We start from the raw sequence: 14,042 nt of genomic DNA, 5'->3' as shown, positions 1-14,042 counted from the left end.
GCGTGTGACAGACAGCGACTCAACGGGACCGGACCAGCACGCCATGCTCTGCATGTCTCGCCATCAAATCACCTTCATGCCTCCTCGACGTGCACCATCAATGTCACAGCCGAGGGGTTCACACGACTCTGGAGCTCTCTCCATGTCACTTGCCAACCTCTCATGGGGCGACTACCGTCAGCTGAACGATGGATTCCCAGCCAATGGAGTCGGGCCCCCGATGCCAGCACACACGACACCCGTCAGTTCGCAAGACCCGGACGACTTTGACCACGCCAGTGCCATAGAGGCCTGTGCGCTCGGTGATGAAACCGCCTTTCGTCGCCTCTATGACCTTGAGTCCGGCCGCATGCTGGCACTTGCCATGCGCCTGCTCGGCAGCCGGGATCAGGCCGAGGACGCCGTCCACGATGCCTTCATCAAGCTGTGGTCCAATGCCGGCCAATATCGCCGTGAACTCGGCAATGGCCGCGCCTGGCTGTTCACCATCCTGCGCTATCGTGCATTGGATCAGCTGCGGGCCCAGGGACGGACGCCCCGCGGTGACAGCGAGGCGCTCGACAGCCTCGCCGACTTGCTCGCCAACCCGGAAGCGGCAGCACACGACAGTCAGACAGCCCATCAGCTGAGCGATTGTCTGGGTGAGCTGGAAGCCCCACGACGCGAACCCATTCTGCTGGCATTCTTCAAGGGCCTGACCCACGAGCAGATCGCCGAAAAACTCAGCGCCCCGCTCGGCACCATCAAGGGCCGCATCCGTGCCGGACTCAAGCGACTGCAGGAGTGCCTGTCACGATGAACCATTCCCCGATCCCCGAATCTCCACAAGAGCAGAATCTGTTGCTGGGTGAACACACCCTGGGCCTGCTGGACCTCGAACGTGAAGCCGAGGTGCGCGCCTGGATAGAACGTGACGATGAGGCCGCCCGCATGGCACTTCGCTGGCAGCAGCACTGGCTGAGCGTCAGTGATCGCCTGCCGCCGGAACCGGCCTCCGATTCGCTGTGGAAACGCATCGATGCCAGCCTGACGCGCCTCAAGCAGACTCCGACGCCAGCCAATGACACGGGTGGCGCTCCTGCTCCGCAAGCCCCCTGGCTGTGGCGCTGGCTGGGAGGCGGGCTGGGTCTGGGGCTGGGCGCCGGACTCGCCCTTGCTCTGGCGATGCAGGTGGGACCCTTCGCGCCTCAATCACCACAAGAGGGCACCCCGCCGGTGGCGACCGAAGTGCCCGAGTCATCCGCGCAGCGCATGGTCGCGGTGCTACAGACTCTCGAGGACCCTGCCACGCCGACCTGGGTCGCCAGTGTCACGGCCGATGGCGGACTTCAGCTGACACCCAAGGTCAGTATCGAGCGTCCGACGGATCGCGCCATCGAACTCTGGACCCTGACCGATCCAGCGGAGGGCCCGCGTTCGCTGGGTCTGGTGGACCCGGTGGCAGGTATCGAGTTGAGCGCCGAGCAGATCGGCCGCATGAGTCCGGGCCAGTTGCTCGAGATGACACTGGAGCCCAACGGTGGTTCGCCGACCGGCAAACCGACCGGCAAGGTGCTGGCCATCGGCCGCCTGGTCAACCTGGGACAGATCGACAGCTGACGGGAGCACTCTCTGCCCAGGCTCGCCCGCCCTGCCACGCCATGCCTTCTCATCAGAGGCTCGCCGTGCAGGGCGGGAGGCGCCATGCTCTCGGAGGCCCTCCAGGCCAAGGGGAGCAAGGTCAGCGCAATGGCAACATCAGCGCCAGACACGAACGCCAGACACGAACGCCAGACACGAAGAAGCCCCGCCATGGCGGGGCTTCTTCGTGTCTGGTCAACCATCTCTTCAGCAGATGCTCAAGGAAAGTGTCAACTCAGCTCTCGGTACGCTCGAGCCAGGATTCGACGGTTTCGGCACCGTGCTCTTCCTTCCACTCTTTCAGCTGCTTGTGATTGCCGCCACGGGTCTCGATCACTTCACCGGTATTCGGATTCTTGTAGACCTTCAGCTTGCGCTTGCGACGAACGCCGCCGGCCTTGGTTTCCGCACTCGCGGCAGCTGCCGGCGTCTGGCTGGCTTTCGGATCCAGCAGGCCAATCACGTCGCGAGTGGACTTGCCGTATTCACTCATCAGGGAATCAAGCTTGTCCTTGAATTCCAGCTCATTCTTCAGGCGATCATCGTTGCGCAGGCTTTCCAGTTGCTCTTGAAGTTTCTTGAGCTCTTGTTCTTTCTGCATGAAATCGGTCAACAGGGACATGGGGTTCTCCAAGGGTATCGGGACAGTCAGGAATTCACTTCCGGAAACAGGTGCTGCGAAAGAATTCGCCGAACAACAAATAACAGCTGCTTCCTGGATTTGGCTCACGCAGGGACTTGGGACAGTAAGACCCTACAGAAGCTGAAGGGATTATAGACCAAGCATGTCCACGCCGTGAAGCACTAATCAACTAACGACAAGTTAATCAAGCGCTCTCTGGAATGCAATAGCTGGCACTCGAAAAGATATGTGAATTCAAAATAGTCTCTGCCTGCAAATATCGTTAATTAGAATCGACATGAGCCTAGAGTCCCTATATGGCGGGCGTCAGCGGCCGTCAGGCGGTATTGTAGAATCACATCGACATCACAGGCAGGTAAATTCTCTCGCTGGCAAGCCGCAGCTTTCATGAAGTATTCATATTGTGACTTTTTCAGTAGCTCTTTCATCACACATCATCACTCCGAGTCCCTCTTGTTCTTGAGCGTATCCTCAAAAGCATGCAGACACAGAGGAAAGTAAACCTTCGCTTCGGCTCCACCAATCCCCCAGCACTATTTTCGCCGGCAATATTAGAGACATCACCCCCTCCAGAAAGTGACACTTCACAAATCATGTCAACCTGATAAAGTGTTCAAGGTTAACAAAGAGACTCAATTGCCGTCAGCGTCGATGGAGAACATCATGTCCTACCCCCAGACCGCCTCACATGCCGATCAGCCGCAAGCACTTTGGCATCCGTATACGCAGATGCACGCGATGCCTGCCCCGCTTGAGGTCGTGGGCGGAGTCGGGCCGCGCATGACACTGAGTGACGGCGAGACCTTGCTGGACGCAACCTGCTCCTGGTGGTGCATGATCCATGGCTATGGCCATCCTCGACTCGTCTCCGCGATTCAGCAGCAAGCGGCTCAATTGTGTCATGTGATGCTCGGGGGCATTCGGCACCAACCGGCGATGGCGCTGGCCGAGGCACTGGTGCGCATCACCCCGGAGGGGCTGAACCACGTGTTCTTCTCGGACAGTGGCTCCGTCGGCATGGAAGTCGCCATGAAGATGGCAGTGCAATACCAGCAACAGCGTCAGGATCGTGATGACACTCGCGGGCGGACGCGAATGCTGTCGTTGATGAAGGCCTACCATGGGGACACGGCAGGCTGCATGGCGGTCTGCGACCCGGAAGAGGGCATGCACTCACTGTTTGCCGACTTCCTGCCCAGACATCATTTCGCGCCGGCACCGACGGCGGGATTCACGGCGCCATATGAAGAGGTCCTCGGTGACATCGCAGCGCTGCGCAGAGAGCTCGAGACGCATGATGACATCGCCGCCCTGCTGATGGAGCCGCTGCTCCAGGCAGCCGGCGGCCTCAACATGTACTCGCCTCACTACCTGAAAGCGGCACGTGATTTATGTGACGAGTTCGGCGTGGTGTTGATCTTCGATGAGGTCGCGACAGGATTCGGACGTACTGGAAAACTGTTTGCCTGTGAGCATGCAGATGTGACGCCCGATATCATGGTGCTGTCAAAAGGACTGACGGGAGGGTATCTGGGACATGCTGCCACCCTCGCCCAGAGCCATATCTTTCATGCCTTCGATGGCAAGGATGCCAATACTGCCTTCATGCATGGCCCGACGTTCATGGGCAACCCATTGGCTTGCCGAGTGGCACTGGAAAGCCTCAAGGTTTTCGAGGAAGACGATTATCTCGGCAAGATCGCCAGCCTCAATCAGGTACTACGAGAGGAACTCGCGGATTTCTCACATCCCGCCATTGGCGACATACGCGTATTGGGAGCCACTGCCGTGATAGAAGTTCACGATGCAGCAAGTCTTGAAGGGGCTCAGGCTCACGCTCGTCAGCAAGGGGTCTGGTTGCGACCGTTCGGCCGCTGGCTCTATACCATGCCGGCTTATATCACTTCACACGACGACTTGCGCAAGATCACGCATGCCATGAAGAGCCACTTTACCGACAATCTCTGAGGCAAGACGTCAGGACAGGGATCTGCTTGGCTGCCTGTCGGCTGACGGGGAGTGACTGAGAATGACGATCGCCCTCATCACTCCCCTCTTCTTCCTTCTTCCTTCTTCCTTCTTCCTTCTTCCTTCTCTCTTCTCTCAACGCCGAGATTCGAGGCCCATCTCCCGACAGGGGAATACGGTCGGAAGCGCTCAATCTCCCCAGAGACGCCGCTCGAGGCGCGCATGTGCATCTGCCGTCAGCATCCCGCCCTTCATCAGTTTCTTGAGAAAATGACGATAGCGGCGGGCGATCTTGCGGCGCGCCAACCAGGCGATACCGGTGGCGAGGGGGATGAAGTCCGGATTGGAGATGCCATCGATCAACCACAGGCGCGGGGATTGATGCTCGCGAAACTGGACCACGATGTTGCGATCATTGAGGTCGGACGGTATCAGCCAACGCTTGTCGAGATAGCGATAGAGGTTGGCCAGCTCATCCATCAATGCCTCCTCCCCCACCCGCTCGGGAGTTTCATGACAGACCTCTCGCAGACGGCGCGAGGTCGTGCCGTCATCGTCGAGTATCAGATCGAAGACCAGCCCGAGGCCCTCTCGGGTCGCCACGCTGCCATGATAGGCAGGCACGTAGGACCAGTCGTGCACACCTCGCCTCACGAGCCCTTCGAAGTAGCGCTGCTCGCGCTGATTCTGGCGGCTTCCTTTGTCGGGATAGCGCGGTACCTTGATGCAGCGCCGAGGATCACGGGGGTCCTGATAGACACGGCGATCATTGCCCATGCCGATGACACGGGCATTTTCAAGCTCCAGCATGCGCTCTCCTGTTGAATAACGCCTGCGACTGCAGCCGCCGGGCAGCGTGGCATTCTACAAAAAGCCCTTCCCTTGCGCCAACCGTGCCGCCGGCGGCCGCGTTCCATGAGGTCATTCATCGGCCATTCAGCTTGGGACCTCGCTCTGGTATGATAACGCGCCGTTTTCTGGCAGTTTCAGGACGAAACCGCCTGACGTAAGCGATCAGCACGACTTGCGAGGTATTGCCCGGGATCGGGTGGCCGCGCACACCTGCAACCCCCCGCTCCATTGGCACATCTCCCTTAATGAGGTACTCGCATGAATGCGGTAATACTGGCCGTTCTGGTCATGGTCGGCCTGTCACTGGCCCGAGTCTCGGTCGTCTTCGCTCTGGTGGCCGGCGCCTTGGTCGGCGGCCTGTTCAGTGGCCTGTCTCTGACTGACACTCTCGGCGCTTTCAACGACGGCGTCGGCGGTGGTGCCAAGGTCGCCCTGGCCTATGCCACGCTCGGTGCCTTTGCCGTGGCCCTGTCTCGCTCCGGCCTGCCGGATCTTCTTGCCGCACGCCTGATCGGCATGCTCAATGGGGAGAGCACCCCTCGCCGTCAGACCGCCATCAAGTACGGCTTGCTGGGCAGCGTGACATTGGTGGCGATCTCGTCCCAGAACCTGATCCCTGTCCACATCGCCTTCATTCCGATCCTGATTCCGCCACTGCTGGTGGCCATGAACCGCCTGCGCCTGGATCGCCGCGCTGTCGCCTGTGCCCTGACCTTTGGTCTGACGGCTCCCTACATGCTGCTGCCGGTGGGATTCGGTTCCATCTTCCTCAATGACATCCTGCTGGCCAACATCAATGAAGCGGGCCAGGCAATGGGGCTGGAAGTCACCCGCGGCATGGTGCCGATGGCGATGGCCATTCCGGTAGGCGGCATGTTCCTGGGACTGCTGACTGCGGTCTTCGTCTCCTATCGCAAGCCGCGTGACTACGCCAATCGCGAGATCAAGTCGACCAATGTCCCGCACCATACTCCAGTGCACGCACCATCCCGCAGCGGCCTGATCATGGCTGGGGTCGCCATCATCGCCGCCCTGGGCATCCAGCTCTATTCCGGCTCGATGATCCTGGGCGGCCTGGTCGGCTTCGCCATTCTTTCCCTGGGTGGCCTGTTCAAGTGGAACGAAGCCGACGACCTGTTCACCTCCGGCATGCGCATGATGGCACTGATCGGCTTCATCATGATCTCGGCAGCCGGCTTCGCCTCCGTCATGAAAGCCACGGGTGATATCCAGACCCTGGTGGATGCCTCCTTCCACATCATCGGAGACAACAAGCCGTTGGCCGCGCTCGTCATGCTGATGGTCGGTCTGTTCATCACGCTGGGCATCGGCTCCAGCTTTTCCACCATCCCGATCATCGCGGCGATCTATGTCCCGCTGGCCCTGCAGTTCGGCTTTTCCCCCCTGGCGACCGTCGCCCTGATCGGCACCGCGGCCGCACTGGGCGATGCTGGCTCCCCCGCCTCTGACTCCACACTCGGCCCGACGGCAGGCCTGAATGTCGATCAACAGCATGATCATATCTGGGACAGCGTGGTGCCGACCTTCATCCACTACAACATCCCGCTGATCGTCTTCGGCTGGGTGGCGGCGATGACGCTGTAATCCGCCGGCCAGGGTAGCCTGGCAACGGCAACAGGAAATACGACAACGCCCGGCAGGCATCACGTCTGCCGGGCGTTGTCGTCTCTGGGCGAAGAATGAGGCGACACGCCGCCTGATACTGGACAGCCATCCAGTCTTTTAGGATGATGCGCGAATGCGCAAGATCCTTCATGCTGACTGCGATTGTTTCTACGCCGCCGTCGAGATGCTTCGTCACCCAGAGTGGCGCGAGGTGCCCATCGCCATCGGTGGCCGCACCGAGCAACGTGGCGTGATCGCCACCTGCAATTATCCGGCTCGCGCCTTCGGCGTCCGCTCTGCGATGTCCACAGCGCGCGCCCTGCGCCTGTGTCCGCAACTGATACTCGTCCCCCCCGACTTCGAGCGCTACCGTGCCGTCTCGCAGGAGATCCAGGCACTGTTTCACGAACTGACACCACTGGTGGAACCTCTATCGCTGGACGAAGCCTACCTGGACGTCAGCGACATCGAGGAATTTCAGGGAAGCGCGACCTGGATGGCGCGCTGGCTGAAGGAAGAAGCCCTGAAGCGCACCGGGATCACGCTGTCGATCGGCGTGGCCGCCAACAAGTTCCTGGCCAAGATCGCGAGTGATTGGGAGAAACCCGATGGCCTGACGGTGATCACGCCAGAGTCCAGCGACGCCTTCATTCGTAAGCTGCCCGTCGGCAAGCTGCATGGCGTCGGCCCGGCCACGCTGGCCCGCCTCAATCGGCTGGAGATTACCACCTGCGATGACATCCGCACGACACCACTGACCACACTGGTCGAACACTTCGGCAAATTCGGACATCGCCTGCATGAACTCTCTCATGGCATTGATGACCGCCCCGTCAAGGTCGAGAGAGAGCGAAAGTCCATCAGTGTCGAACGCACTTTCGATCAGGATCTTCCGGATCTCTCCGCCTGCCTCGCCAAGCTTCCCATGCTGATGGAGCGCCTCGGGGAGCGTCACGCACGCCAGGAACAGCCGGTGCTGGCCAAGCAGTTCGTCAAGGTACGCTTCAACGACTTCACCAGCACCACGCTGGAAAGCCTCCTCCCCGCCTCCACCCTCTCATTGCCGGACGCCAGGAGTTTCGCACTGCTGATGGAGCAAGCCTGGCAACGTGGCCATCGACCGGTGCGACTGCTGGGAGTCGGTGTCCGACTCAAGGCCCACGAAGAGACGCAACAGCTGGGGCTGTTCTGAGAGGGTGCCGCGCCTGACTGGCAACCTTGACGGACGGATGACAGGCATAAAAAAAGCCAGTCACAAGGACTGGCTTGTCCGGTCATCGATACCCCAAGGGTATCGCCGGAAGGGTCGTGAAACCCGCTCAAGGAACCATCGCAACCTGCAATGCAGGCAGGAAGCGAGAGTGGGCGAACAGCTCTGCGCATTGAACGACGCAGCCACTCTCGGCAAACACCTGCAGGGAGCATGAGATGCTCGACCCGCAGGTGTCAGGAAGGAATGCCCAGATTCATCGATGATGATGACAGTCCATCCGCTTCAACTGTCAGCATCATATCTTTTAGCCCGCAAACTAAAAAGCCGATCCACAGCAACAGTCCCATGCCACAACGGCACCGGATCAACGCTGACTCAATGGCAACCGTTGGATGCACTGGTTGGATCACTGGACGGGCGATGGGCGCCAGGATGAGGCGGGTTGTTGCCCCCGGACAGCAGCCGCTGGATGTCCGCCGCCGCCATGGGCTTGTAGAAGTAGTATCCCTGAATGAGATCACAGCGCATTTCACGCAACAGCTCGAGTTGCTGGATATTCTCCACCCCCTCGGCCACCACCTCCAGCCCCAGTCGATGCCCGAGGAAGACCGTCGCTTCCATGATGGCGCGATCCTTGGGTTCCTGAGCACATTCGATCACGAAGGAGCGATCGATCTTGAGCGCCGTCACCGGCAGCATCTTGAGGTAGCTCATCGAGGAGTAGCCGGTCCCGAAATCATCGATCGCGATCTTGTAGCCTCTGTCGTGCAGGGCACGCAGGCTATCGCGCACCTTGACGTCAGCATCGATCAATACGTTCTCGGTCAGTTCGATGCCGATGTCCCGTGGCGTCAGGCCATATTCCGCCACGCATGCCTCAAGACGCTGGAAGACGTCGCTGTTGATCGCCTGACGCCCGGAGATATTGATATCGATCCGATAGCCCTTGATCCCCATGGCATGCCACTCGGCCTGCTGGCGACATGCCTGGCGAATCACCCAGTCACCCAGGCGCTCGATCAGATTGGTGCGCTCTGCCACCTTGATGAAGTCAGTCGGGGGAATGGGCCCCTCGGGCGCATGCCAGCGCATCAGCGCCTCTACCGACTCGATACGCTCACTGCGCGCCGCGACCTGAGGCTGGAAGTGGAGGAACAGCTCGCCACCCCCATCCTCGCTCAGCAGCGTCTGAAGGCGCCCCGCCAGATGATGCTGATGCAGCATGGCATCGCGCACTTCCTGGTTGAAGAACTGATATCCATCACGCCCGGCCTGCTTCGCTCGGTGCTTGGCGACGTCCGCATTGCGCACCAGTTCCGGCGCATCATTGCCATTCTCGGGATAGAGGCTGACGCCGATGCTCAGACGCAGCAACAACTCACGCCCTTCTATCTGGAAGGGGCGCTGGAAATCTTCGCGGATCCGCTGCACGACCGACAAGGCATCACTTTCATAATCCAGGCGCGGCATCGCCATGACGAATTCATCGCCGCCGAAGCGTGACAGAAGATCCTGACTCCGCTGGAACCCCTGCAAGCGCGACGCGACGCTGCGAATCACGAGGTCCCCCATCTCATAGCCCTGGGTATCGTTGATCTCGGTGAAGTGGTCGATATCCAGGAACAGCACCATCAAGGTATCGCCGTGACGCTGACACTCCCCGAGCATGTTCTCGAGCTCAGTCTCGAACGTCTGCCGATTGGGCAGTTCGGTCAACGGATCGAATCGCGTCATGTAGTCCAGCTCACGCTGCACCTTGCGCTCGCCCGCCAGATCGATGTCGATGCAGAACATCAATGGATTGTCCGACCGCTCACCCAACATGACGTGGTGAGAGAACACCGGCACCGGTGCGCCTGACTTGTGCTTCAGCTCAAGCTCGCTCGCCGGGATCTGGGTGCCGTGATTGACCCACGCGTGGTGGGCATCCACCACGATGTCCGCCATTTCATCCGGTATCAGCAAGGCTTCAAGACAACGCCCTCGAGCTTCCTGCTCGCTGAAACCATACAGTCGCTCGCTGGCCTCATTCCAATAGATCACTCGGCGCTGGCTGTCGTACCCCTGCACTGCCACACGTGGCAGGCTTTCCAGCAATTCGCGAAAGCGCTGGTCACTGGCGGGGAGTCCCATGCTGGCCGAGGGGCCAACAACACTAGTCTGCATGACCGCCTCCTGCGTGTGCTGTTGATATGCCATCTGACGATGACGAATCAGCATGATGCCCGCAGTTGCGCCAATAATCACCATCAGCAGCGCTGAAGGCCAGCGGCCGATGATGTCCTGCACTGCCACGACCCCCACCAGCAGGCCGATCGCGATGGCAGCGACCACTGTTCCAAAGAGCGCAATTCCAGTCGCTCTTCCGGTCTGACGAGACCCATCTGCCATGATCCAGGATACCTCCCCTACCATCTTGTCTACCGACCGGTGCTCGGCGGGGACACGCACGTTGCCTGAATCCGCTGAGTTATCGCGATATACATCACTGGAGCCAATAGCAGTCTAAGTGTCTGCCTCGCATAAACACAGTGCCAAACCCGCCGTGACACACGCCTCCTCTCAACGCTACCAGCACGTGTGTCACGCATTGCCCATGCCGTTTTTCGCCGAAAGGCGACAAAGAATACCGCTCATGACTGACATGATGCCAGGAGATCAGACCTCTAATACCCCTCCATCGCCCAGACGCCCATATTGATGATACTTACGCAAGATTAACGCTCTAAGCCGCGCGCTTGGTTTGACTCTCTCTCATGCATCTTCCCATTCTCCTCGACGTTGCGAACGCAACACCTTCCAACAGGCGCTAAATGCCGAAACATCGAGGAATTCTTGCATGAACATCGTAAACCGTGGTGTACGTCAGCTGGCCGATGCTTCCCGTAAACTCACTCTGGACCAGAGCGCTCTCAACGATCGCTACCCGGCAACGTCATCAGAGGATAGCGCTCTCTCGCTGCCCAGGATCTCTGAGTACTGGCCGACAAGCGTGCATGAGGAGCTGGCTCGTCAGCACTGGAGCAAGGCAACGATCACTCCACACATTGACTTGAACGCCTGGCAGGGTTTCCTGGACAACCTTCCCCGTGACCCTTACGTCAACACACGCTGGAAGCGCATGTCCTGGCTGCACCTGAATGACCAGATGGAAGTCGAAACCCTTGGCGAGTGCCCGATGGCACAGGGTGGACGCTTCAATGATGCTGCCAGCATGGCGGACCGCCTGAGATACTACGATCCGCTGGAAGCGGCGTTCACCGAGCGCGACGACGTGCGCGCCTTCGTCAAGGCCTGGGCCGACATGTGGGGCATCGGGCCGCGTGAGCCGATCCTGATGCAGATCACGGGTGTCCGCGGCGACGGCACCATCGACCCTCTCCAGGGACAAGGCATTCACGCCGATGGCTGCAAGTACTTGAGCATTCTGGTACTCAATCGCGAGAACGTCAGTGGTGCCATCAATACCCTCTACCGCGACAAGGCCGGCAGCGAGTTGCTGGCGACCACCGAGCTGGCACCGGGAGAGGTTCTGCACATCCATGATGACCAGCTGTTCCACAGCGTCAGCTCCATCACTCAGGATAACGCGGGCCAGCACTTCGAGCGCTTCATCATCATCATCAACTGCTCATTCATCGATGAGTTCCAGAACCGCATGCTGCGTCGTCACTTCCCGGGGGCAGTCCTGAACGACTGCGAGTGAAGCCATTCGACTCCACTGAGCAGACTGGCAACCCGGTGTCCGGGCATCGCCCGCACAACTGCCTCGACGACAGCTTTCCTCATCTCATCCTGGGGGATCGGTAGCTTCCGAGGCCTCCCCACCTGACCTGCACTCAAGCGTCGCAGCACGCTACCTGAGCACGACACGAGGAACCAGCCGGGCAACCGGCTGGCCTGGCGTGCCACTCCTGACTGGCCCGAAGGCCTCAGCCTGATCGCGACCGACCCCCCTCCTGCAACAGCCCCGCCAACGGCTTCCGCCTGCATGCCAAGCGCATCGGTTTCATTGTCCGCGCGCCATGTACAGGCGATATACTCGACTCATGACAGAGGCGTTGCCCACGATGCGCCTTCCACGACAGGAAATCCTCATGACGCTTGAATCAGGACTGACCTTCTTCCTTGCCATCTTCCTCTTCGGGATCACTCCCGGCCCCGGAATCCTCGCCCTGATGGCGCGTGGCATGAGCCAGGGAGGCAATGCCTGTGTCCCGATGGCCGTCGGCATGAGCCTCAGTGACGTCTGCTACATGCTGGCGGCCGTCTTCGGTCTCTCGGCACTGGCGACCCATTGGAGCGAGCTCTTTCTGGTCATCCGCCTGCTGGGGGCCGCCTATCTGATCTACCTGGGGTACAAGCTCTGGACCTGCCGGCCCAGCCTGGAAGACACGGAAATTCCCGACATGCGCGGAAGCTGGTGGCGTGGCTTCCTGCAGGGCTTCCTGATCTCGGCCTCCAACCCCAAGGTCATCCTGTTCTACATCGCCTTTCTGCCGACCTTCATGGACATCACCCGCCTGAGTGGTGGCGATATCGTGATCGCGGCCGCTCTCAATCTCAGTGCCTTGCTGATCGGGGTCGTCCCTGTCGGTTACGCCGCAGGCCGCATTCGTCGCCATCTGCGCTCGACGCGAGCCGTCAGACGCCTCAACCGCAGCGCTGCAAGCCTGATGATCGGTGCCGGCAGCTACCTCGCACTGCGTGGTTGAGCACCGGCCTCCTGCGCCAGTCTGGCCGCCGATACGAGAACGCCCCTGTCAATCACATGACAGGGGCGTTCTCTTCGATCACTGAGGCAATTCGCTCAGGTCATGCAACGGATGGCACCGTTACTGACGGATACCTTCCACCACCAGGTACATGTCGACCGTCGCGGCCGCTGGCCCAAGCTTGGAGGTGTCGATGCCATAGTCGGCGAGCTTGAGCGTGGTGGTGCCCTCGAAGCCCTGACGATAGCCGCCCCAGGGGTCTTCTCCACCGCCGATGTGATCGACATCGATGGTGATCGGCTGCGTCTCGCCATGCAGTGTCAGATCCCCCGTCAGCTTGCCGGCACCATCACCGGAAGAGGTGAACCCGGTGGAGACGAAAGACGCCGTCGGGTACTCGGAAGCATCCAGGAAATCAGCAGACTTGATGTGCTTGTCGCGCTCGGCGTGGGCGCTGTCCAGGCTGTCGACATCGACTTCGACCTTGACGCTTGACGCCTCGGGCTGACCCTCGTCATAGCGGAAGGTCCCCGTGAAGTCCTTGAACTCACCCAGGACGTAGGAGTAGCCGAGATGGCTGATCTTGAACTGGATGAAGGCGTGCTGGCCCTTGGTGTCAATGACATAGTCCGAGGCCTGAGCCTGGCCCGCCATCAAGGGGAGTGCCGCTGCCAGAAGGCCGCCAGCGAACGTCTTGCCCAGCGAGAAGGCCTTGGGTGTCAGGGATGTGTCGTTCATGTCCTAGCTCCTTGAGGATTCGTCATGCATGGTGCCGCCGTGGTGGCCGGCAATTCCTTTCAGCGCAGCGGCCAGAGCATACGTCGCAACGTGTCCTGGCCCTCCATCAGATGATGCTTGAAGGCGGCAGCGGCGTGACCAAGCGACAGGATGACAAGCGCCCAGGCCGCGTACCAGTGAACGTCTCCTGCCAACGTCGCCTGATCCTTCATCCCGCTGAGCAAGGCAGGCACGTCAAACAGCCCGAATACGCTGATGGCTCGTCCATCCGCCGTCGAGATCAGATACCCCGAGATCATCACCAGCAACAGCAATGCATACAGCAAGGCATGCCCGATGCGCGCCGCCCGCTGCTCGATGCGGGAGCCATGCGCCTGTGGCGTCGGCTGCATGGCTCGCCAGACAAGGCGCAGCAACGTGATCACGAACAGCACCACGCCCACGGAGCGATGCCACCAGGGACCCAGCTGATACCAGCGATCATAATAGCCCAGTGATGTCATCCACCACCCGAGGGCGAAGAGGCCGATGATGGCCAGCGCCGACAGCCAGTGCATCACGATGACGGGCCAGCCCCACCCCCGACGACTATTGCGCCACATGCTTGTCTCCCTGTCCTGTCATCCAACGCGCCGAGCGTGAGCCCACCTGCCGTGATCGACGCTCT

At 60.3% G+C, this 14,042-nt stretch carries 12 protein-coding genes; 7 read left to right on the top strand and 5 right to left on the bottom strand.

Annotated elements, in window-relative coordinates:
• Positions 1-142: 142 nt before the first annotated feature.
• Both OW493_RS01960 and OW493_RS01955 read left to right on the top strand, forming a co-directional pair.
• On the top strand, positions 143-799 hold the full coding sequence (locus OW493_RS01960; RefSeq protein ID WP_205700458.1) for a sigma-70 family RNA polymerase sigma factor: 657 nt from the start codon (positions 143-145) through the stop codon (positions 797-799).
• Positions 796-1,599: an anti-sigma factor gene (locus OW493_RS01955; RefSeq protein WP_289863051.1), complete on the top strand. Its 804-nt coding sequence runs from the start codon at positions 796-798 to the stop codon at positions 1,597-1,599. The genes OW493_RS01960 and OW493_RS01955 overlap by 4 nt, the downstream gene beginning before the upstream one ends.
• 256 nt (positions 1,600-1,855) lie before the next feature.
• Here the strand turns inward: OW493_RS01955 and OW493_RS01950 are convergent, their stop codons facing one another.
• Complete coding sequence (locus tag OW493_RS01950; protein ID WP_077372437.1) at positions 1,856-2,242, bottom strand: histone-like nucleoid-structuring protein, MvaT/MvaU family; 387 nt, start codon at positions 2,240-2,242, stop codon at positions 1,856-1,858.
• 684 nt (positions 2,243-2,926) lie between these two features.
• Here OW493_RS01950 and bioA point away from each other — a divergent pair.
• On the top strand, positions 2,927-4,231 hold the full coding sequence (gene bioA / locus OW493_RS01945; protein WP_191236734.1) for an adenosylmethionine--8-amino-7-oxononanoate transaminase: 1,305 nt from the start codon (positions 2,927-2,929) through the stop codon (positions 4,229-4,231).
• 189 nt (positions 4,232-4,420) lie between these two features.
• Here the strand turns inward: bioA and OW493_RS01940 are convergent, their stop codons facing one another.
• Positions 4,421-5,041 carry a YrbL family protein gene (locus tag OW493_RS01940; protein ID WP_077372434.1) on the bottom strand — a complete coding sequence of 207 codons (621 nt, stop codon included), beginning with the start codon at positions 5,039-5,041 and terminating at the stop codon, positions 4,421-4,423.
• Positions 5,042-5,341: 300 nt separating this feature from the next.
• Between OW493_RS01940 and OW493_RS01935 the strand changes: the two genes are divergently transcribed.
• Complete coding sequence (locus OW493_RS01935) at positions 5,342-6,688, top strand: Na+/H+ antiporter family protein (protein ID WP_077372432.1); 1,347 nt, start codon at positions 5,342-5,344, stop codon at positions 6,686-6,688.
• Between the two features lie 154 nt (positions 6,689-6,842).
• Positions 6,843-7,901, top strand: coding sequence for a DNA polymerase IV (gene dinB, locus OW493_RS01930; RefSeq protein ID WP_084209067.1), 1,059 nt, complete (start codon positions 6,843-6,845; stop codon positions 7,899-7,901).
• Between the two features lie 396 nt (positions 7,902-8,297).
• On the opposite strand, the gene OW493_RS01925 is transcribed toward dinB, so the two are convergent.
• A complete protein-coding gene (locus tag OW493_RS01925; RefSeq protein ID WP_254696435.1) occupies positions 8,298-10,088 on the bottom strand; it encodes an EAL domain-containing protein in 1,791 nt (596 codons plus the stop codon).
• 673 nt (positions 10,089-10,761) lie between these two features.
• On the opposite strand from OW493_RS01925, the gene OW493_RS01920 reads away from it, so the two are divergent.
• Both OW493_RS01920 and OW493_RS01915 read left to right on the top strand, forming a co-directional pair.
• Positions 10,762-11,628: a 2OG-Fe dioxygenase family protein gene (locus OW493_RS01920; protein WP_077372427.1), complete on the top strand. Its 867-nt coding sequence runs from the start codon at positions 10,762-10,764 to the stop codon at positions 11,626-11,628.
• A 391-nt stretch (positions 11,629-12,019) separates the two neighbouring features.
• Entirely contained in the window at positions 12,020-12,637 is a 618-nt protein-coding gene (locus OW493_RS01915; RefSeq protein ID WP_077372424.1) for a LysE family translocator, read from the top strand.
• Between the two features lie 120 nt (positions 12,638-12,757).
• Here the strand turns inward: OW493_RS01915 and OW493_RS01910 are convergent, their stop codons facing one another.
• Together OW493_RS01910 and OW493_RS01905 are read right to left on the bottom strand one after the other, a co-directional pair.
• On the bottom strand, positions 12,758-13,375 hold the full coding sequence (locus OW493_RS01910) for a YceI family protein (protein ID WP_077372421.1): 618 nt from the start codon (positions 13,373-13,375) through the stop codon (positions 12,758-12,760).
• A gap of 59 nt (positions 13,376-13,434) precedes the next feature.
• A complete protein-coding gene (locus OW493_RS01905; protein WP_077372418.1) occupies positions 13,435-13,977 on the bottom strand; it encodes a cytochrome b in 543 nt (180 codons plus the stop codon).
• Positions 13,978-14,042: the final 65 nt, after the last annotated feature.

The organism is Cobetia sp. 14N.309.X.WAT.E.A4, from assembly GCF_030397495.1.
Classification (GTDB): domain Bacteria; phylum Pseudomonadota; class Gammaproteobacteria; order Pseudomonadales; family Halomonadaceae; genus Cobetia; species Cobetia marina.
Note: the sequence above shows the minus strand (reverse complement) of the source record. Positions and strands in the feature narration are given on the sequence as shown.